Raw genomic sequence first — 20,467 nt, 5'->3', positions numbered from 1 at the left:
TTATTCTCCGCTGTATTTATCGGTCAAACCATCAACAAGTTGCTGATGAAGACCATTAAAACCACCATTACTCATAATTAAAACATGTTGATTTGGCTCAACATTCTCAAGCACTGTATCAATAATAGCGGTTGTAGAATCAAAGCACTGCATACCCGCTTTGTCAGCTTGCTCTTTAAGTGACCAGTTTAAATTTTCTGGTTCAAATAACAGCACATCATCTGCATCGCGAAGTGAATCGAGAAGTGTAAATTGATGCACTCCCATTTTCATGGTGTTAGAGCGCGGCTCTAAAATCGCAATAATTTTTTCATCCCCCACTTTAGCACGCAGCCCCGCAAGTGTTGTTTGTATTGCCGTTGGGTGATGGGCAAAATCGTCATACACTTTAATATGATTAATATCTGCTTTAAGCTCCATCCGCCTTTTTGGGCTGATAAACTCGCCCAAAGCTTCAATACTGTGCTCTATTGCAATTCCCACATGACGAGCTGCTGCAATAGCCATCATGGCATTTTTAACGTTATGCTCACCAATCGCTTGCCAGCTAACAACGCCTTGTAACTGCTTATTTAGTAAAACATTAAATTGAGAACCATCGGCTTTGAGTAATTCATAATTCCAGTCATCGCCTAGAGTTTCGCTCTCGCTCCACAAGCCTTTTGTAATCACATCGCTCAGTGCTTCATCATTTTTTGGCCACAGCACTTTGCCGCTTTGCGGTAGTGTACGAATCAAATGGTGAAATTGTTTTTTAATTGCGTTTAAATCTTCAAAAATATCAGCATGATCAAATTCGAGATTATTTAAAATAAGTGTTCGAGGTAAATAATGAACAAATTTACTGCGTTTATCAAAAAAGGCCGTGTCGTACTCATCGGCTTCTATAACAAAAAATGGCGTTTGCCCAACTCGCGCAGAAAGACCAAAATTTTGTACAATTCCGCCAATTAAAAAGCCAGGCTTTAAACCCGCATATTCAAGTATCCACGCCAACATACTGGCGGTGGTTGTTTTACCATGAGTTCCTGCCACAGCCAGCACCCACGAATCTTGTAGTAAGTTATGTTTTAGCCACTCAGGTCCTGAAGTATAAGGCAGGCTCTTATCGAGTACATATTCAACACACGGGTTACCACGGCTCATAGCATTACCAATAACAACGATATCTGGAGCTGGCTCTAGTTGAGATACGTCATAGCCCTGTGTTAGTTCAATACCCAGTTCTTGTAGCTGAGTACTCATTGGTGGGTAAACGTTTTGATCTGACCCAGTAACGTGGTGACCCAATGATTTTGCTATAGCGGCAATACCACCCATAAATGTGCCACAAATACCCAAAATATGTATATGCATTTACTATCCTTTCATCCTGCGCGGAGTTTGCTCTAAGGCAAAATTTAATGGCGCTATAATGCCAAAATTTAGCTTAAGTTACCATTAACCCTTGGCGCAAATAAAAAAGCCTCCCAAAGTGGGAGGCTTTCCTGAAGATTAATAGCTTATAGCATTAAAAAGAATATTAAACCGACACCTAATAATAAACGATAAATAACAAATGGTAGCATTCCCATTCGCTCAATCACTTTTAAAAACATAAAAATACAAGCATAAGCTGATAAAAACGACAGCACTACACCTAACAATAATGCCGTCCAATCTACGATATGATCGCCAAGGGCAAGCTCTGCAGTATAATAAAGACCCATCATTGAAATGATTGGAATAGCTAATAAAAACGAAAAGCGCGCTGCACTTTGCTTGTTCATACCTAACATTAAACCCGCTGTCATGGTAATACCTGAACGTGAAGTGCCAGGGATCATTGCAACGGCCTGTGCAAAGCCAATAATGAGGGCCGTTTTCCAGTTTAGCTGATAGATTGTTTTTATTTGCTTACCTTTGGCATCTGCGTACCAAAGCAATAGACCAAATACGATTGTTGTGGTCGCAATCACCCATGCACTGCGTAAGTACAGTTCAACAAAATCTTTTAATAACAAGCCTAAAATAGCTGCTGGCACAGTACCTAAAATGATCCACCAACCTAGTTTGCTATCATCTGTTGTGCCCTGCACGCCAAACGATTTAAACCAAGCACCGAGTATATCGGCTACTTCTTTACGGAAATAAATAACAACCGCAATTAAAGTGCCTACGTGAACAGCAACATCGAACGCTAACCCTTGATCCTCCCAGCCTAAAATTTGTGATGGTAAAATTAAGTGTGCCGAACTCGATATAGGTAAAAACTCAGTAAATCCCTGAATTAGGGCTAAAACAATTATTTCTATAATACTCATGGGTTAGAAAACTCCACCTTCCATAGTTTTTGTTGAGGGTTGTTATATGCATTCCATATTTGGGCAATCGTTTGTTTTGCTACCGGATGATAAAAATCAGGGGCCACCTCAGCTAAAGGCTGTAAAACAAAGGCGTTTTTAGTAATTTCGTCACGCGGTAATTGTGCAGGGCTCTCGCAAATCACATCATCATAAAAGAGTAAGTCGAGATCCAAAGTACGTGGGCTAAATTTTTTATCATTTGCTTGGCGGCCATTGTCGCGTTCAATTTGTTTTAATAACGCGCAAACATCAACAAGCGCCATGTTAGTGGTGGCTGCAAGTACTGAGTTATAAAAGTTATTACCGGCAAAACCCACAGCTTCACTTTCAAATACTGATGAGTGATGTGTGTTTTCAAAGTGCTGATTTAACGCCACTAGAGCACGCCGAATATGCTCAGCTTTATTAATGTTTGACCCTAGGCTAATAAATATCTGCGCCATTTAAGCCGTAGCCTTAATGCGCGTAATCTCTACACCCACTGTTTGCGCTTGTGGAACTGCAGCAGGCTTGCTAACTTTTATTGTTACTTGAGAAGTATTAAATTCGGTTAAGATAATTTGCGCCAATTGCTCCACCAGCGTTTCTAAAAGCTCGACTGGTTTAGCTGTGCTGTGCTCGATAACTCGCTCACTCACCTTAGCGTAATCTAATGCTAAGTTAATATCGTCGTTTTGTGCTGCGGGCTTAATGTCGCTTAGCATCTCAATATCAAAGTACAGGCTTTGTTTACTTTTCTTTTCAAAATCATACACCCCGATAATCGTTTCGACATGCAATTGTGATATAAATACCTTGTCCATTGATACTCCAAATGACTGTAACAAGTCACTGAGTTAATTACATATTGTATCAATCAAATTAATACTGTATATACTTTAATCAGTGTTTAAATATACTAAAATTACTTCTACAATAGAATAGTTACAAAATTGCGAGTAATTTAAGAAGCCCGTAAATTTTGACGCCAATAATAGCTTAAAAGTAATGATTAAAAAATAAGGAAGCGCGTGTTAGTCATTTTAATGTTTGTATTAGCCTATTTGCTCGGCTCGATTTCATCGGCCATTTTAGTGTCGCGGCTATTCAAACTTCCCGATCCACGCACAAATGGCTCCAATAACCCAGGAGCAACCAATGTCTACCGTTTAGGCGGCGCTCTCCCCGCATGCTTAGTTTTAATATTTGATATTTTAAAGGGCACTATCCCTGTTTGGGGCGCTTACTTTTTAAAACTTGAGCCGCTAGAGCTTGGTTTAATTGCGGTTGCAGCATGTTTAGGGCACATGTACCCATTATTTTTTAGTTTTAAAGGGGGTAAAGCGGTCGCAACAGCATTTGGCTCGTTACTGCCGATAGGACTCTCTTTAGGTGGGTTATTGATTGGTACTTGGCTGATTATTGTCGCGATTACCCGCTACTCATCCCTTGCAGCGTTAGTCGCTGTGACGCTAGCACCTTTATATACATGGTGGATAAAGCCGTTATATACCTTACCCGTGACCTTTATTACGCTACTGATCATTATTAGGCATCGCACTAATATTGTGCGTTTATTTAAGGGTGAAGAACCAAAAGTAGGGACTAAACAAGCCCCTACAAATGATAAGAAGTAATAACTAACCTAGGTTCTGGTTAACTATATTGCTTCTAGGCTATCGATTGGCCAGCGCGGTTTAGTTTTCATATCAAGCGAAGCAAACTGTCCCGCTTTTAAACGCTGCATACCAGCATAAGCAATCATTGCGCCATTGTCGGTACAAAACTCAGTGCGTGGGTAATACACTTCGCCCTTCATACCTTGCATCACACGCTCTAGTTGCAAACGTAGTTGCGTATTAGCACTTACACCACCGGCTATTACTAAACGTTTAATACCCGTTTGTTTTAGTGCTCGCTTACACTTAATCACTAAAGTATCTATAACGGCTGTTTGAAATGCATGGGCAATATCTGCTTTAGTTTGCTCGTCACTATCATTTTCACGAATAGCAATCGAAGCGGCGGTTTTTAAGCCACTAAAGCTAAAATCAAGACCAGGCTTATCTGTCATCGGGCGCGGGAAAACAAATCGTTTGGCAACGCCTTGCTCAGCCATTTTAGCTAAACGAGGACCGCCAGGGTAATCAAGCCCAAGTAATTTAGCCGTTTTATCAAATGCTTCACCTGCAGCGTCATCTACCGACTCACCCAATACTTCGTATTGGCCAATGCCCGCAACCTTTACCATCATGGTATGACCGCCAGATACGAGTAAAGCAATAAATGGGAATTCGGGAACGTTTTCCTCAAGCATTGGCGCTAATAAATGCCCTTCCATGTGATGTACTGCCACCGCAGGAATATCCCAACCATACGCTAAAGAGCGACCAATTGAGGTACCTACTAACAAAGCCCCTACTAAACCAGGTCCTGCGGTGTAGGCAATACCGTCTAAATCTTCCGGTCCACAGCCAGCTTGCGCAAATGCCGCATCGATAAGCGGCAATGTTTTACGTACATGATCGCGAGATGCAAGCTCAGGTACCACACCACCGTAATCAGCATGTACTTTTACTTGGCTATATAATTGATGAGCCAGTAGCCCTTTTTCATCATCATAAATAGCAATACCAGTTTCATCGCATGATGATTCAATGCCTAAAATTCGCATTGTTAATTCTCCTGCCACCTAACAAGGTGTTTAAAACAAATAACTTAAAGTGCTAAACCAATGTTAGTTTGGCCATCAGCAAGGACATGCTTTTTCAATGCTTTTACATTTTCAGCAGTAATACGCCCCATAGCTTCTACAAAATCAATTAGTTCACCTAATACCTCTATTTCGTATTGCATTAGTGGGTGTTCACGCACTGCTTTATTATCAGCAACATCCCCTTCAACTGTCATTTGATACTCAATAAAGCGAGCCACAGTTGCCTGCGATATTTTACTCACATTAACAAATTCTTGCTCGTCTTGTGCTAAAAGGCCATGCATTAAGCTCAATAATGAGGTGGCAGCGTCAATGGCAGGGTAAGTGCCAAACATATCAAAATCAGCAAGTTCAGGTACATTAGGTTCAATTTTTTCGACTTGCTTTTCTAAATCAATCTTACTTTTAGGAAGCAGTATCTTTTCCCAACATACATTTAAAGCATTACGTAAAATAACCTCATCGCCAAAACCGGTAGCCTCACTAAATAGTCCATAATTAGGCAACATACGCTCTATTAACGCACTGGCCAATACCGCTTTTTGCAGGTAATTTAACTCTCTAATACGCTGAAAATTATTCGCTTTTGTCATTCTTTAAAGTCCCACATGACCAACAAAAATCAAATGTTGATCCATTATGCTCATTACAGTTAGGGCACACCCAATCTGGAGCGGATTGTTTTACTTGCTGATAGTTTACCAATATTTCGCGTGCATGGCGCTCTTTTATCGCATAAACCTGCACACTTACTTGTGTTTGCTCAAACGGGATCTCGCCCATTGCACCTTGCAGCATTTCGCCTTGAATTTGACACTCAATTCCCGCATTCAGAATCAATCCTTTTATAATATTGGCCTCTAAACTATTTTCTGCGTTATAAAGCGTAACCCAATCAAATGATGTTATATTTGAATCACTATTATTAATATTTTGCAATATCCACCTCATTTACTTTATGTGTACAATTTGCCTGCGTAACCTAAAGCAAATAATATGATTTAAGGACACATTATGACGCTAACTACTCCAGGTTTACTTTTTCCAGCAATCTCGTTGTTGTTACTCGCCTATACAAACCGATTTTTAGTGCTAGCGCAACTAATACGAGAACTGAATGCACGTGAAGGGGAATCTATTCGTCCTGTTGTGGTGGCGCAAATAACCAACCTTAGAAAGCGAATAAAATTAATAAGAACCATGCAAGTATACGGAGTGGCTGCTTTTTTATTATGTACGCTATCTATGTTCGCATTATTTATAGAATTTAATACCACGGGCATTATTTTATTTGGTGTCAGTTTAAGTTGCTTAAGCTTATCTTTGCTTACTTCATTATTTGAAATTCACATCTCTTGTGATGCCATAGAAATTGAATTGCAAAACATTGAAAATAAGCCTTTAAGTAACCGAGTAAGTAAAAATTTTATTGAGCCCAACCCTAAAAGCAAAAACAGTAATTAACAAACCGAGACTTTAAGAAGCTGTTATAAAATTGCATAAACTTGGTCAATAATAAAACCCTACAGTTATTTAACATTACCCAAAGGTATAACAACTTTTAGCAACTATTCTCTTTAAATACGATGAAAAGAAAGTTAATCTAAGGAGGTGGTTAAAAACATTATTTCAACTGATCTGTAGGGATATAAAGTCAGTCTTTAATCTGCAATTCCCCTAGCTTACCTATAAAAAAGGACTATATAGTGAGATTTGAACAATTAGAACAGTTTGTAGCGCTTGGCCTACTTCGTCATTTTAGGCAAGCTGCAGAACAAACCCAAATTAGCACATCTGCGTTAACTCGTAGTATTCAAACTCTTGAAACAGAGCTTGGCTACGAACTTGTTACCCGCTCTACTCGCTCGGTTAAATTAACTCAAGCAGGCGAACTTTTCCTCGACTTTGCAAAAAATACCCTCAATGAGCTAGAGCAAATAAAACATCGCGCTTTTCAATCGATTAATGGCACTGAAGAGAAAAAACTGGTCATTGGTTACACCACAACAACCAGCAGCATAGTGCCAATTACCTGCGGTGAGTTTTTAAGTCAGTACCCTCATATTAAAATCGAAATGCAGCTACAAAACAAAACTGAGCTTCATAGAAAGTTACTTCAAGGGGAAATTGACATTAGTGTATGCTCGCAAATAGTCAACAGTATAGGTAGCGACATACAATTACCTGATCAGCTTATTTTGTTTTGCTCAAAACAACACCCATTAGCAAATAAAAGCGATATTAGTAAAAAAGAGCTTGAAAGCTTTCCCATGTTTAGTTGTTTTTCGCAATCAAAACAAGTGCAATCAATGCTTAATGAAGTAATAGACTCATTAAATAAAGTTTCAACAATTAAAGTGGGCAGTATTGAGCAGGTCATGGCTGGACTTGAAAAATCAGACCATTTTGCCATTGCCGGTATTGAACACACTAGCTCTGTGGCAGAAAACCATAACTTGATTCAACTTAAAACTAATAACGATATTAGCCATGAGCAACTTATTGTGCAAACCAGCCAGCAGATAGAAGCGGGTGAGCATGTTGACCACTTACTCTCGCTAATAAATAAAGTCTCAAAAGCATAACAATACACCATGCGATTTGATGATCACTATAAATTTGTAGCTTTAAAGTTTTTTTACATTAAACTAACGCTCCCTACTATTATGACTAGCGTTAATGAACAACTTTACAGCTTCTGGAATTTATCTAGAGCAGATTGAAACGCATGGTTATGCCATTATTGAAAACGCCATTGATAGTGACCTAATCTTTGATTTAATGGCAGATTGCTACAGAATAAATCCCCACTTTAGCCTTGCTGGTATTGGTCGATTAAATAACTTGCAAATTGATAATACAGTTCGTAAAGACAAAAACTATTGGTTTGATGGCAGTTCAAATGCACAACTTGGCTACCAGCAAGTAATGGAAGCAGTTCGTAATACGCTTAATCGAACTTTCTTTATGGGTTTGTTTGATTATGAATGTCACTATGCAAAATATACGCAAGGTGATTTTTATAAAAAACATGTAGATGCATTTAAAGGTCGTTCAAACCGTGTTTTTACTACCGTATTATATTTGAACTCTCCAGAGAAAGGTGGAGAGCTAGTTATTTACAAGCCTAAAAGTAAAGGCATAGAAATAGTAATAAAACCCACGGCAGGCACTTTGGTATTATTTGAAAGCGAACGCTTTGTACATGAAGTACTTCCTGCTGTTGATAACCGCTATTCGATTGCTGGTTGGTTCAGAAAAAACGCGTCAATTAGTGGCATTATCGACCCACCCCGTTAAGCAAAAACGGGGTAAGAAAATAATAAACCAATAAAAATAGCCAGTCCTACGTAATGGTTATTTAAAAATGCTTTAAAACAATTATCTCGCTGGCGTAAATGAATCAAACGCTGTTGATACACAAGTAACATTGCTGCAATAGCTAATCCCAACCAAAAACTAAATCCTATTTGGTTCATCAACCCAATTAAAACCATCAACGCAAAAAAGCTAAAGTTAAGTATCGCTATAATATGGCGGTCATAACTGGCGAATAAAATAGCGGTTGATTTTACTCCTATTTTTAAATCATCGTCTCTATCAACCATGGCGTACATAGTGTCGTAAGCCACCGTCCAGCAAATATTGGCAATAAATAGCAACCAAGCTTGCACAGGCAATGAGTTTGTTGATGCCATAAATGCCATAGGAATTGCCCAACCAAAAGCAGCCCCTAATACAACCTGTGGAAGTTGCGTGTAACGTTTCATAAAGGGATAACAAAACGCTAATCCAAGCGCACCAAACGATAACAAAATAGTATTGGTATTAAGCAATAATACTAATATAAAAGCGATGACAACGAGTAATAAAAACAAACTAATTGCTTCGCCACTACTTACCGCTCCGGTCGCTAGCGGCCGCTGACAAGTACGCTTTACTGAGCCATCAATTTTTCTATCTGCAAAATCATTGATAACGCATCCTGCGCTTCGCATAACTATTACTCCAAGGGTAAACACAATGAAATTCGTTAAGCTAGGCAGACCATCATTCGCTATCCATAGTGCCCAATAAGTTGGCCAAAGTAGCAATAAAGTGCCTATGGGCTTATCAATTCGCATTAACTGGATGTAATAGGGAATATGATTAACAGACAAAGCGGCTAGTTTCATGAGTATAAGTAAGCTCCTGGTAAAAAAACCTCACAGACCAAAAATTGATAGTTATGTAAAGAAAATACGCTGCGTCTGCCCAGTAAAGAGCGATTCGGTAAATTAAGTTCGCTCACCAGTGATTGCAATGAGTGATTACCATCAAAGCGAGCAATTTCAATATCAGTACGCCTTAACGCAGGATCTTGAAAGATTACATCACCTAACGGGCGATCTCCCATATTGTGCAGCTGATTGTTTGTATTATTGCTTGTTACTGGCAACCAACTTTGAGCATAAACAATCGGTTGTTCATCACACAACAGTAACACTTCACGGTTAAGTACTGTACTTACCTGCTCACTTAATAGCACTTGCTGTGATTGCGAAAGGTCTACTTTTTGCTCACTCAACACTTTTACAGCAAAACGCTGAGACCGACTTTTTAATTTAGCCGTTAAAGAATGCGGTTCAAATAACCACTCTTTCTCAGCGTTAGATAAGCCAGTTACTTGAGCGGTACTCTGCCAATCAGCAGATAAAGAAAGAGGAAAAGTAATCACAATAACTCTACTTGAAAAAAATCAGAGAGATCATAACATTGCCAACGAATTTGAAAAAGCGCGATTTACTCAATACCAAGCACATCCTGTGTCATAAAAAGCTAATCTGCATTTGACTCTCGCTATTGCCTATCCCAAACTTGAATCCAGAGTACTTTTACAAACACAACAAATAACAGCATCTTGCTGTATCTTATTTACTAATAAGTATAAACTATTTGTAACCAGTTTACGGAAACGCTTTTGAAATGAAAAAAACAGTATTTACAGGCCTTTTTATTCTTTTAGTCAGCCTAACTAGCTTATCAGCACGTGCTGAGTCTACTGTGGGTTATTTTGGGTTTGAGCCAGACATTATTACCAATTACATTGGTCCATCGAGTAAAAAAATGGGTTACGTTCGTGTCACGGTAGATTTAATGTTAAATAAAACATCCGATATTGCCATTGTAGAACACCACACCCCTCTATTACGTGATGCGCTAGTAGAGATATTATCAAAAGAGCCTGAAAACAAAATAAAGTCTTTAACAGGGCGTGAGCAAATTCGCCTTAAAAGCGCAGAAAAACTAAAAAGCTTACTTAAGGAAGAAACAGGCCAAGAAATAATCCGAGACCTGTTATTTACTAAATATTTATATCATTAGCCGCTTTTTGTTTTAAAAAGCTGAGCGGTATAGGCAAAAGCCATACCGCTAATAAGCCCACCTAAGTGTGCCCAATTAGCCATTCCAACAAATAATACATCTGCAAAACCAAGTACTAACCATACCAGCATAAAACCAACAATCGCGGTTGTAACCAGTGCAGGCTGTTTAGGGTTAAGCGCGCTGTAAATCCAACAAAAGCCTAACAACCCATATACAACACCGCTAAGCCCACCAAAGTTAGGACCGACCATTAAGTACTGTGCCCAATTACTTATTAAAGCGGTAACTAAAAACAGCCCGATTAAACTCGACTTACCGCATTGCTTTTCAATGTTATCACCCAGCGATACCCACCAGATTAAGTTAAACACAATATGCATAGCGCTAAAATGCACAATAGCAGGTGTTAACCAGGTAAGTGGTGACGCAGGATTGAACTGCAACGCCATATAAATAGGCTCAAACGCACCAAATAAAAAGGCAACATAAACAATAATGCTGAGAATACTAACACCTTGATTAAGCCAGCTTAAGGCTTTAAAACGAGCGACTAAATTAAGTGACTGCCCTTGATACTTTAACGGTGACTGCGTAGTACCTACTTGCCATGATGCTTGTTGGTAACGCTCATGATTAGGGTTTTTAGCAAATTCGTTCCATAAAGGCTGCACTGCATGAAAGTCTTCAGGTGCCACACTAATAACAAGCGTATGGCCATCCTCAGTACGAATTTGCCCTGTAAGCCCTTGGCTTTTTAGGTAATCTATAAAGCCCTGTGCAGCGCGGGGATTAGTTAGGCTACCAAGCTCTATCATCGTGCTACTTTATCCTTGTAAGCGGCTTCCCACGCAGTAAAACCACCATCCATACTGTAAACATCTTCAAAGCCTTGCTCTACTAAGTAGCTGGCAGCACCTTGTGAACTCATGCCGTGATAACAAACAATAATAATCGGCTGGTCAAACTCTTTTTCCATCATAAATTGGGCGATATTTGCATTTGAAAGCGCTTCAGAGCCAGGAATGTGCCCTGTCTGATACGAATTAGGATCGCGAATATCGGCAATCACCACATCTTCTTTGTCTAGTAGTTCGAGGGTTTGTGCGATTGATATATGTTTAAATGCCATAGTGCTCTCTTATAATTACAAAAAAGGCGACAAATGCCGCCTTTAATTCTCTTAACAGGGGATTATTAATCCCAGTTAAGAATTACTTTACCCGATTGGCCTGAAATCATCATATCAAAGCCAGCTTGGAAGTCATCAATTGAATACTGATGAGTAATAATTGGTTTTAAATCAAGTCCTGATTGAATCAAGCTGGCCATTTTGTACCAAGTTTCAAACATCTCACGACCATAAATACCTTTGATCACTAAGCCTTTAAAAATAACTTGATTCCAATCGACCGCCATATCTGAAGGTGGAATACCTAACATGGCAATTTTGCCGCCATGATTCATGTTATTTAGCATGGCATTAAATGCACTCGGAACACCTGACATCTCTAAGCCAATGTCAAAGCCTTCGGTCATACCTAGCTCTTTAGCTACATCTTCAAGCTTTTCATTCGCAACGTTTACAGCACGCGTTGCGCCCATTTTACGTGCTAAGTCTAGGCGGTATTCATTTACGTCAGTAATAACCACATGGCGTGCACCCACATGTTTGGCTACAGCCGCGGCCATAATACCAATAGGGCCTGCACCAGTGATTAATACATCCTCACCCACTAAGTCAAACGATAATGCAGTATGTACAGCATTACCAAACGGGTCAAAAATAGAGGCCAGTTCATCGCTAATGTTATCTGGGATTTTAAACGCATTAAATGCTGGGATCACTAGGTACTCAGCAAATGCACCTTCGCGGTTAACACCTACACCGGTTGTATTACGGCATAAATGAACACGTCCAGCACGGCAGTTACGACAATGACCACAGGTTATATGACCTTCACCAGATACACGGTCGCCAACTTCGAAACCGCGAACTTCTTGGCCCATGTCAATTACTTCACCCACATACTCGTGGCCAACCACCATAGGTGTAGGAATAGTGTTTTGTGCCCACTCATCCCACTTATAAATATGAACATCGGTACCACAAATGGCTGTTTTACGAATCTTAATTAACAGATCGTTATGACCTACTTCAGGCTTTGGCGCATCTGTCATCCAAATGCCTGGCTCTGCTTTTAACTTTGATAATGCTTTCATAATCCACACTCAATTAAAAAATCGCGACTTTAGCCGCGATTTAACAAGAAAATTAAATAACACCAATCTCTTTACCAATACGGGTAAATGCTGCAATGGCTGTATCAAGCTGCTCCTTGCTGTGCGCTGCAGAAATTTGGGTACGAATACGCGCCTGACCTTTTGGTACAACAGGGAATGAAAAGCCAGTTACATAAATCCCTTCAGCCAATAGTTTATCAGCCATAAGTGACGCCACTTTTGCATCCCCTAGCATCACTGGAATAATCGCATGATCTTTACCTGCACAGGTAAAACCTGCCGTTTCCATTTGCTCGCGGAAGTATTTAGCGTTTGACCATAGCTTAGCGCGAAGCTCACCGCCATTTTCAAGCATTTCTAACACTTTGATTGACGCCGTTACGATTGAAGGCGCTAATGAATTTGAGAATAAGTATGGACGTGAACGCTGACGAAGCCACTCAACAATTTCTTTTTTACCTGAAGTATAACCACCAGAAGCTCCACCAAGCGCTTTGCCTAAGGTACCGGTAATAATATCGACACGCTCGAGTACATTACAGTACTCAGGTGTACCTTTACCATTTTCGCCAACAAAACCAACGGCATGTGAGTCATCAACCATAACAAGCGCGTCATATTTGTCGGCTAAATCACACACTGCTTCTAAATTACAAATGACGCCATCCATTGAGAACACGCCATCAGTAGCAATTAGTTTAGTTTTAGCACCGGCTTCATCGGCTGCAATTAATTGCTTTTCTAAATCAGCCATATCGTTATTTGCATAACGGAAACGTTTTGCTTTACATAAACGCACGCCATCAATAATAGATGCATGGTTTAATGAATCAGAAATAATCGCATCGTCTGCACCTAAAATAGTTTCAAACAAGCCTGTATTCGCATCAAAGCATGATGAGTACAAAATGGTGTCTTCAGTTTCTAAAAATTGACTGATTTTTTTCTCAAGCGTTTTATGAATATCTTGGGTACCACAAATAAAACGCACTGAGGCAACACCAAAGCCATGGTCATCTAAGCCTTGTTGGGCAGCTGCAATTAGCTCTGGGCTGTTAGCTAAACCTAAATAGTTGTTAGCACAAAAGTTAATAACCTTATCACCTGATGCCACTTCAATTTGAGCTTGCTGCTGTGAAGTGATAACACGTTCATTTTTGTACAAACCTTCAGCTTTGACGTCTTCGATTTGCTGTTGTAATTGGCTAAAAAAAGCAGATGCTCTCATCTGTGATCTCCATTTGGTTGAACGGGTTAAACAGCAGACGTGTTGCTGCTATTTATAATGCGGGTATTGTAAAAGTTTAAGCGTGAAATTGCACTGTTTGTCATTCGTCGCAAATTAGCTAACTGGCAGGAAAAGCTGCCAGTTTACAGGCGTGAGGTATGCACTAAAGCAGATCAGCAAGCAGAACAGGAAGTTCCTTGATTGAGTCACAAACATAGTCAGCAGACTTTACGGCTTGCTCATCAACTGCTTGCCCCGAACGTACCAGTATTTTAGTACGGATATTAGCGCTCATAGCAGCTTGCATATCACCTCGTTTGTCTCCCACCATCACACTAAGTGCAGGGTCGATATGATGATCTTTTATTCCTTGCAGCAACATACCAGGCGCTGGTTTTCTGCAATCGCAATCTGTTAAATACGCTGGCAATGCATTTTTAGGGTGATGAGGACAAAAATAAACATCAGTAATTTCAATTTGATGATGACTAAACTGCGCTTTCATCCATATGTTAAGAGCAAAAAAATCGGCTTCTGAGTAATAACCTCGACCAATACCTGATTGGTTCGTTACAACAATTATTTTATAGCCCGCGTCATAGAATGCTTTACACGTTGAAAACACACCCTCTATAAATTCAAACTCTTCGCTTTTAAATACATAGCCATGATCAACATTTACTACACCATCACGGTCTAAAAAAAGCGCCTTATTTGTGTGTTTACCATTCATAATAACGACTCTTTTTTAACAACATGGTCAAACATTTCTTTTACTGTATCCGTAGTTATTTGACTCATTAAATCATCGCCCTTAACCCGAGTACCCCAAGGTAATTGCTCGGCGGTTTTACCTGTGTGCTTTAATAAGTTTTGGTGATAAACCTCAACCACGTAATCTTGGTATAAATAAGGCCCCGTTCGCGCTGGGTTTGAATGCGCATATAAGCCAATAACCGGTGTGCCCACAGTCACCGCCATATGAGCTGGGCCTGTATCGGGCGCAAGTACTAAGTCTGCACGCTTAAGTACGCACAATAATTCTTTGAGTTTTGTTTTACCCACCAAGTTCAGAATAGGTGAATCAGAGTGTTTAATGATGTTATTTGCTAAATTAATTTCAAGTTCAGTAGGCCCACCGGTTAGCACCACTTTAAAACCTTGCGCATTGGCATAATCAGCAAGCACGGCATAGCGTTCGGCTAACCAGTTACGCTGTGCTTTACTTGCTGCTGGCGAAATAACGAATAGCTTATGTGATAAATAATCGTCACCTAACAGCTCATCAGCTTTAGCTTGATCTTTTTCGGTGTAGGGCATATTCCAAACAGGGACATAATCATCAACCCCAATCGCTTGAGCAAAGCCTTTAAAACCCTCTAAAACATGTGCCTGAGATTGGGCTTTAATGCGTTTATTAATAAATAAACTATGCAGCTCTTTTGAGCGAGCCCAGTCAAAACCAATTTTAACTTTGGCAGGAATACAGCGAGCGACAAAACCAGCTCTTAAAGCCACTTGCATATTAAGCAGTACGTCAAAACACTGCCCTTTGAAGGTTTGCTTTAACTGTTTCAGTGCCGCTTTACCTTGTTTTTTATCAAATACAACAAGCTCAACGCCAGGCAAATCTGCTAACAGCATCGCCTCGACTTTCCCTATCACCCATGTAATTTTAGCATTTGGATGCGCTTTTTGAATTGCTTGTACTGCACTCACTGCATGGCATACATCACCAATGGCAGAAAGACGTAAAATACAAATAGATGTGTAAGTAGGCGCTGAAGTCACACGTTTCCTTGGAGGTAAAATAATAAAACCCGATCTTAAATTATAATCGCGTCATTGCAAGTACTTATCCTTAGCCTGAAAACACGTTAATATGTGCACATATTTAAGCGAATCCTATGAGCTATGTTTAATCAACACGTCAAAAATAACCATGTCATTTTAAGCCATCCTCAATATAGCACCGAAATAGAGTTAGATTGGTTTGAGCCCAACTTCTGGCAACAACAGCAAAAAATTGTCGGCGCTAAAAAAGGACGAGCAACCGCATGGTTTTTTAAACATGCAAATTTAACAGCTGTGTTGCGCCATTATTGGCGTGGCGGCCTAATAGGAAAACTACTCAGCGATCAATATTTATACTGCGGACTTGAGCATACCCGCGTTTATCAAGAGTTTAGTTTAATGACACGATTAATAGAGTTAGGCTTAAATGTACCAAAGCCTATTGCAGCTAAAGTGAGCCGCTATGGCTTCATTTACCGAGGTGATATTATTACTGAAGCGGTTAGCGGCGCTAAAAGTATATTAGATATACTGATTGAACGCACATTGAGTGAAGCTGAGATAAAAAAAATAGCACAAACTATTGCCCAATTTCATAGTAAAGGGGTTTATCACGCTGATTTAAATATTAATAATATTTTATTTGATGACTCTGGTGATGTTTACATTATCGACTTTGACCGTGGCGAAATAAAAGTTCCCCATAAAAAATGGCAACAAAGCAACATGTCTCGCTTACAGCGCTCCTTTTTAAAAGAGCAAAGCCGCAATAGCCACTTTCATTGGCAGCAAAACGATTGGCAGCATTTAGATAAACACTATCGTGACGGGTTAACCTAATAAAAACTAGTTTGCTAATGCTAAGTATTGCTCTGATACCCTATCGGCACACACTTTTTCTAAAATAGCTGCTTTGCCTACATTTGGGTTATCTGCGAGCACTTGCTTAACTGCCAGCACAAGCTCTTCGCTTTGACCAATTGGTACTAAATATTTGCTTAACTCACCTGTAAGTATTTCACTTGGACCATGAGGACACTCAGTACTGACAACTGGTGTTCCTACAGCCAAAGCCTCGACTAACACATTACCAAATCCTTCAAAGTCTGAGCTTAACAATAAAGCCTTAGCCTGCTTAATCCAATTATAAGGATTTTGTTCAAATCCAGGTACAATAAGTTGATTTTCAATTCCGTATTGTTTGGCTAACTTAAACGCTTTCTCTTTTTTATTACACAACAATACCAATTTATATTTTTTATCTAATTTGGCAAATGTGTCAAACAGAACATCGTGACGTTTTTGTTTAGCAAAACGTCCCACATGAATCAAGTAAGGTGTATCTGGTATATTAATATTTGATTCATTAGCTTGCTCATTAATTTCTTTAAAATTAAAGGGGTTATAAATAGTTGTTATAGCACTTGGACTAATTAAGTTGCCTTGCTTTATTTCTTCTTCAACCCCTTTAGAAACACAAATCAATGATTTACCATTTAAGTTTTGTTTGCTTTTTTTAAGATATAAATATGAAAGCGGACCTAGTTTTTTTTGCCTAGCGAGCTCTGCATTAACTGAGTTATGAACAACAAAATGGATATTTTCTATTTTACTTTTTGCTAATAAGTTATTACTACGATCTAAATTAGAAAGTACTAAATCAATAGAACCAAGTTGAAGTAGCTTTTGCTCAAACCATGCTTCTAATACTTTAACATTCTTTTTTATCTGCCAAAATCGATCAACTTTTGTGGCTCGACCTGAAAATAAACTTTCAACAGATAAGGTGTTTGGAATGTCATATTCAATATTTTGCGCCAATGACAAAATAGTCACATTGTGGGCTTTTGATACCATTTCCTGCGCCAAAGTAAGCATTACTTTTTCAGCGCCACCACCAACGAGGGAGTCAATTACAATAACAATATTCATAGCTTACTTCCTATTAACAACGCTTGTACTCCTTTGGTTATAACATCAAAGCTATGCACATTTTCTAGCGACTCGTATTGGCTAACTGTATTATTATAATTTGGCTCAAAAAGTAGCTCTTTTATTTTTTGGGTAATATCTAAAATATCAAGCTCAGCCTCTTTAACAACACCGGTACTCGCACAACGAACAACTCGCTCATTTTGATCTTTTGAAATAGCACATGCTATCGTTGGCGTTTGTAAAGCAATGGCTTGAAGTAAAGTATCGCCCGCGCTTAATAATGCCACCTTAGCCTGACTTAGTAAGGCTAAAAATTCAGTCCCCTCTTGGCTTGGCAAACAAATTAACTCATCGCTTTTAGGTAACGACTTAGTGTAATTAGGACCAAACACCACAACCCCTTTTAAACCTGTTTCTTTCGCAATATTCAGTCCTGCTTTATAGTAGATATCAGCACAGTTTTGGCCATTAAGGGTGTGCCCACCAGAGCCTGCGTTAACAATAAAGAACTCTTTCTCTTTCAATTGATAACGGGTTAGTGCATCGGATTTTTGTTGCGCTGATGCAAACACTGTAAATGGCCCGACATTAGCAGGATAGGCCAGAGACAACATGCTCAATTTTAGCTTTTCATACCACGAAAGAGGTTCAATACAGTAATCAGGCTGAACCACCCAATGAGTATCAATAAGGCCCGCTCTATTAAGCTTTAAACCTTTTGCTCGCTTTTTTGCATGCTGTGAAATAAAAACAACTTTAGCACCCACTTTTTTTGCAGCTTTCATTTGCTCAGCGCGTCCTGCACAATCAAATAGCACCGCATCTGGTTTGTATTGCTTAATAAACTGACATACGTGCGTATTTTCTTTTGTTGCCGATTGATTTAACAATAAGGTAGGGAATGGGCAGTTTTTAGCATAAGCCGTATGTTTATTTAAAATAAAATGAATATCTAACTGCTTGCCATACTCAGCCTTTAAGGTTTGAGCTAGCTGTAACGAGCGCATATATTCACCAATACCTTCTGGCGATGACACGGGAATAAATAAAAGTCGTTTGTTGCTCATTACTATCTCTATTTTTTCTTTGCTGCGAGTATATCAACGCCATCTTTTTAGCGATAGAGCCGCGGTGTTTTAATCTAATATATAGTAATATTTTTTTCTAATATCTCTTTAATGAGTTGATTTAATTACTGCAATAAAGGACGTAGATTGCTAAACTTGTTAGCAATTTCAATCATAAGGATCTGAGCTTTGCGAAACAAATTTTTTATACTTTCTTCGCTTTTTTGTGCCGTAACTACAACCGTAAATGCTGAACCTTGGGTAAAGCCTGATGATTATGCTCTTAGAGCAGATATACAACAGCTTGCCGATGCAGGTATAATTTTAGCGCCAGTAACAACGTACCCATTAATGTGGAAAAGCTTTATTAATGATGTAAACAATACTTCGTTAGAACAGTTATCTCCTCGCCTGCAGGATGCGTTATTACGTGTAAAACATCGTTATAAGTCAGAAAATAGCGGTTCGCATAGTGTACAGCTTTCGGCATTTGCCAGCTCAGATCCTCTTGTAGCCACTAGCTTTGGTGCCACCAATAGCCAAGAATCAGAGTTAACTGCTGCCTACGCTTATTTAGGACATAACTTTGCAGCTAAAATAGCGATTAATCATCGTAGTGATGGCAAAAACTGCTTAGTCGACGGTAAAACAACTGATGATATAGCTCAAAACGAGCAAGCACTAAAAGACTGCAATGATACCTCTCTAGATGACAGCTATTTAGCGTATCGTATGGGTAATTGGATTGTAAGAGCGGGTGCCGTTGAGCAATTTTGGGGGCCGGGTGTTGATAACAGCTTAATTATGTCTGGTAATGCAAAACCTTTACCTGCCATTAGTATTTCTCGTGAACAAAGTAGTGCCTTTGAAACACCTTGGTTAAGTTGGATAGGTCAGTGGGGGTTTACTGCACAAATGGCTAAGCTGGAATCAACCCGCGTTATTCCTGATGCGTTATTGTGGAGCACTCGGGTTAACTTTCGCCCCGTTCAACAATTAGAAATAGCACTGAGCTGGTCAGCACAATGGGCTGGTAAGGGACAACCAAGCTCGGCTGGTGACTTTATTGATATGATTACCGGTGATACAAAATGTGTTGATGGCACTACTAATTGTGATAGCCAGTTAGAATCAAAAATAGGTAATCAATTAGCAGGTATTGATATTCGTTGGTCAGACACATTATTTAACCAACCTTATGCCGTTTATGCCAGCACGATTGGTGAAGATGCGAGCTCACAGTTTAAACCAGCTGATAGAGCGTACTTATTTGGCTTACAAACAACACATCGTGTTTACGAGCAGAATTTACTAGTCAACTTAGAATATATTGATACAGGTGTGTCTTGCTCTGCGGGGTCAACGACCGAAAACTGCTATTATGAGCACACTGATTACCAATCAGGGTATCGTTACCATGGTCGCCCTATCGGCTCTACCTATGATAATGATGCGCAATCGCTAGTGTTAACCGTACTTGGGCAACTCTCAAGCGGAACTGACTGGCAAGTAAAATTACGTGATGTAGACTACAACAGCGACAACCGTGATAGATACCCAAATAACCCAGACTTAGGTAACTCGATTACCAAAACAGCATTTAGCTCTAAACAGCTTGAAGTACGTTACAGAATGCTTGCCATGGGGGGGCGCTTAACCCTTGGCGGACTTGCCTCTAATAACGATGGAGCAGAAAACGATACGTCTGCATTTGCAAAGTTCGAATATAACTTTTAGTTTTGCAAGCATTAAAAAAGGGGATAAACCAAAGTTTATCCCCTTTTTTATTTCACTA

24 protein-coding genes are annotated in these 20,467 nt (G+C 39.5%); 7 read left to right on the top strand and 17 right to left on the bottom strand.

Annotated features, from left to right (window positions below; all coding sequences use genetic code 11):
- The 4 genes from mpl to folB form a co-directional block, all read right to left on the bottom strand.
- Positions 1-1,356 carry a UDP-N-acetylmuramate:L-alanyl-gamma-D-glutamyl-meso-diaminopimelate ligase gene (gene mpl, locus ACNSN3_RS03040; RefSeq protein WP_418608548.1) on the bottom strand — a complete coding sequence of 452 codons (1,356 nt, stop codon included), beginning with the start codon at positions 1,354-1,356 and terminating at the stop codon, positions 1-3.
- A 146-nt stretch (positions 1,357-1,502) separates the two neighbouring features.
- Positions 1,503-2,303, bottom strand: coding sequence for an undecaprenyl-diphosphate phosphatase (locus tag ACNSN3_RS03035; RefSeq protein WP_010391016.1), 801 nt, complete (start codon positions 2,301-2,303; stop codon positions 1,503-1,505).
- Positions 2,300-2,788 (bottom strand): 2-amino-4-hydroxy-6-hydroxymethyldihydropteridine diphosphokinase, encoded by a 489-nt coding sequence (gene folK, locus ACNSN3_RS03030; protein WP_075170695.1) that lies wholly within the window; start codon positions 2,786-2,788, stop codon positions 2,300-2,302. Before folK ends, ACNSN3_RS03035 begins: the two co-directional genes overlap by 4 nt.
- Positions 2,789-3,148: a dihydroneopterin aldolase gene (gene folB / locus ACNSN3_RS03025; protein ID WP_418608547.1), complete on the bottom strand. Its 360-nt coding sequence runs from the start codon at positions 3,146-3,148 to the stop codon at positions 2,789-2,791. It abuts the gene before it with no gap.
- 207 nt (positions 3,149-3,355) lie between these two features.
- Here folB and plsY point away from each other — a divergent pair, with 207 nt between their 5' ends.
- Positions 3,356-3,961 carry a glycerol-3-phosphate 1-O-acyltransferase PlsY gene (gene plsY / locus ACNSN3_RS03020; RefSeq protein WP_010391012.1) on the top strand — a complete coding sequence of 202 codons (606 nt, stop codon included), beginning with the start codon at positions 3,356-3,358 and terminating at the stop codon, positions 3,959-3,961.
- Positions 3,962-3,984: 23 nt separating this feature from the next.
- Here plsY and tsaD read toward each other — a convergent pair whose 3' ends face one another.
- The 3 genes from tsaD to ACNSN3_RS03005 are packed head-to-tail and all read right to left on the bottom strand — an operon-like array spanning position 3,985 to position 5,991.
- The gene (gene tsaD / locus ACNSN3_RS03015) at positions 3,985-4,998 is read right to left on the bottom strand and encodes a tRNA (adenosine(37)-N6)-threonylcarbamoyltransferase complex transferase subunit TsaD (protein WP_036979790.1); all 1,014 of its coding nucleotides are present in this window, start codon (positions 4,996-4,998) and stop codon (positions 3,985-3,987) included.
- A 44-nt stretch (positions 4,999-5,042) separates the two neighbouring features.
- Entirely contained in the window at positions 5,043-5,633 is a 591-nt protein-coding gene (locus ACNSN3_RS03010; RefSeq protein WP_008115608.1) for a YjaG family protein, read from the bottom strand.
- Positions 5,617-5,991, bottom strand: a complete 375-nt coding sequence (locus ACNSN3_RS03005) for a DUF2007 domain-containing protein (RefSeq protein WP_418608546.1) — start codon at positions 5,989-5,991, stop codon at positions 5,617-5,619. Before ACNSN3_RS03005 ends, ACNSN3_RS03010 begins: the two co-directional genes overlap by 17 nt.
- Before the next feature lie 63 nt (positions 5,992-6,054).
- Here ACNSN3_RS03005 and ACNSN3_RS03000 point away from each other — a divergent pair, with 63 nt between their 5' ends.
- The 3 genes from ACNSN3_RS03000 to ACNSN3_RS02990 all read left to right on the top strand — a co-directional run bounded on the left by ACNSN3_RS03000 (position 6,055) and on the right by ACNSN3_RS02990 (position 8,340).
- Positions 6,055-6,504, top strand: coding sequence for a DUF2721 domain-containing protein (locus tag ACNSN3_RS03000; protein WP_054201982.1), 450 nt, complete (start codon positions 6,055-6,057; stop codon positions 6,502-6,504).
- A gap of 242 nt (positions 6,505-6,746) precedes the next feature.
- Positions 6,747-7,625, top strand: a complete 879-nt coding sequence (locus ACNSN3_RS02995; protein ID WP_075170697.1) for a LysR family transcriptional regulator — start codon at positions 6,747-6,749, stop codon at positions 7,623-7,625.
- A 94-nt stretch (positions 7,626-7,719) separates the two neighbouring features.
- Entirely contained in the window at positions 7,720-8,340 is a 621-nt protein-coding gene (locus tag ACNSN3_RS02990; RefSeq protein WP_418608545.1) for a 2OG-Fe(II) oxygenase, read from the top strand.
- On the opposite strand, the gene ubiA is transcribed toward ACNSN3_RS02990, so the two are convergent.
- Positions 8,337-9,215 (bottom strand): 4-hydroxybenzoate octaprenyltransferase, encoded by an 879-nt coding sequence (ubiA, locus tag ACNSN3_RS02985; protein WP_054201980.1) that lies wholly within the window; start codon positions 9,213-9,215, stop codon positions 8,337-8,339. The genes ACNSN3_RS02990 and ubiA overlap by 4 nt on opposite strands.
- Positions 9,212-9,757, bottom strand: coding sequence for a chorismate--pyruvate lyase family protein (locus ACNSN3_RS02980; RefSeq protein WP_418608544.1), 546 nt, complete (start codon positions 9,755-9,757; stop codon positions 9,212-9,214). The genes ubiA and ACNSN3_RS02980 overlap by 4 nt, the downstream gene beginning before the upstream one ends.
- Before the next feature lie 248 nt (positions 9,758-10,005).
- On the opposite strand from ACNSN3_RS02980, the gene ACNSN3_RS02975 reads away from it, so the two are divergent.
- A complete protein-coding gene (locus ACNSN3_RS02975; protein ID WP_008115596.1) occupies positions 10,006-10,404 on the top strand; it encodes a flagellar basal body-associated protein FliL in 399 nt (132 codons plus the stop codon).
- On the opposite strand, the gene glpG is transcribed toward ACNSN3_RS02975, so the two are convergent.
- The 6 genes from glpG to ACNSN3_RS02945 all read right to left on the bottom strand — a co-directional run bounded on the left by glpG (position 10,401) and on the right by ACNSN3_RS02945 (position 15,667).
- Complete coding sequence (gene glpG, locus ACNSN3_RS02970) at positions 10,401-11,222, bottom strand: rhomboid family intramembrane serine protease GlpG (protein ID WP_008115595.1); 822 nt, start codon at positions 11,220-11,222, stop codon at positions 10,401-10,403. The two genes, ACNSN3_RS02975 and glpG, sit on opposite strands and share 4 nt — an antisense overlap.
- On the bottom strand, positions 11,219-11,536 hold the full coding sequence (gene glpE / locus ACNSN3_RS02965; RefSeq protein WP_010390998.1) for a thiosulfate sulfurtransferase GlpE: 318 nt from the start codon (positions 11,534-11,536) through the stop codon (positions 11,219-11,221). The genes glpG and glpE overlap by 4 nt, the downstream gene beginning before the upstream one ends.
- Positions 11,537-11,601: 65 nt before the next feature.
- Positions 11,602-12,627, bottom strand: coding sequence for an L-threonine 3-dehydrogenase (gene tdh / locus ACNSN3_RS02960; RefSeq protein ID WP_010390995.1), 1,026 nt, complete (start codon positions 12,625-12,627; stop codon positions 11,602-11,604).
- A gap of 52 nt (positions 12,628-12,679) precedes the next feature.
- Positions 12,680-13,876, bottom strand: a complete 1,197-nt coding sequence (locus ACNSN3_RS02955) for a glycine C-acetyltransferase (RefSeq protein WP_418608543.1) — start codon at positions 13,874-13,876, stop codon at positions 12,680-12,682.
- A gap of 163 nt (positions 13,877-14,039) precedes the next feature.
- The gene (gene gmhB, locus ACNSN3_RS02950; RefSeq protein WP_010390991.1) at positions 14,040-14,609 is read right to left on the bottom strand and encodes a D-glycero-beta-D-manno-heptose 1,7-bisphosphate 7-phosphatase; all 570 of its coding nucleotides are present in this window, start codon (positions 14,607-14,609) and stop codon (positions 14,040-14,042) included.
- Positions 14,606-15,667 carry a glycosyltransferase family 9 protein gene (locus ACNSN3_RS02945; RefSeq protein WP_418608542.1) on the bottom strand — a complete coding sequence of 354 codons (1,062 nt, stop codon included), beginning with the start codon at positions 15,665-15,667 and terminating at the stop codon, positions 14,606-14,608. The genes gmhB and ACNSN3_RS02945 overlap by 4 nt, the downstream gene beginning before the upstream one ends.
- 123 nt (positions 15,668-15,790) lie before the next feature.
- On the opposite strand from ACNSN3_RS02945, the gene ACNSN3_RS02940 reads away from it, so the two are divergent.
- Positions 15,791-16,510: a 3-deoxy-D-manno-octulosonic acid kinase gene (locus ACNSN3_RS02940; RefSeq protein ID WP_418608541.1), complete on the top strand. Its 720-nt coding sequence runs from the start codon at positions 15,791-15,793 to the stop codon at positions 16,508-16,510.
- A gap of 6 nt (positions 16,511-16,516) precedes the next feature.
- Here ACNSN3_RS02940 and ACNSN3_RS02935 read toward each other — a convergent pair whose 3' ends face one another.
- On the bottom strand, positions 16,517-17,602 hold the full coding sequence (locus ACNSN3_RS02935) for a glycosyltransferase (protein WP_418608540.1): 1,086 nt from the start codon (positions 17,600-17,602) through the stop codon (positions 16,517-16,519).
- Positions 17,599-18,672, bottom strand: coding sequence for a glycosyltransferase family 1 protein (locus ACNSN3_RS02930; protein ID WP_418608539.1), 1,074 nt, complete (start codon positions 18,670-18,672; stop codon positions 17,599-17,601). Before ACNSN3_RS02930 ends, ACNSN3_RS02935 begins: the two co-directional genes overlap by 4 nt.
- Before the next feature lie 189 nt (positions 18,673-18,861).
- On the opposite strand from ACNSN3_RS02930, the gene ACNSN3_RS02925 reads away from it, so the two are divergent.
- Positions 18,862-20,409 (top strand): capsule assembly Wzi family protein, encoded by a 1,548-nt coding sequence (locus ACNSN3_RS02925; RefSeq protein ID WP_010390982.1) that lies wholly within the window; start codon positions 18,862-18,864, stop codon positions 20,407-20,409.
- Positions 20,410-20,467 lie beyond the last annotated feature (58 nt).

It is taken from the genome of Pseudoalteromonas sp. US3C1004 (genome assembly GCF_048401065.1).
GTDB lineage: Bacteria > Pseudomonadota > Gammaproteobacteria > Enterobacterales > Alteromonadaceae > Pseudoalteromonas > Pseudoalteromonas undina.
The sequence above is the reverse complement of the archived record's forward strand: the minus strand, read 5'-3'. Positions and strand labels throughout refer to the sequence as shown.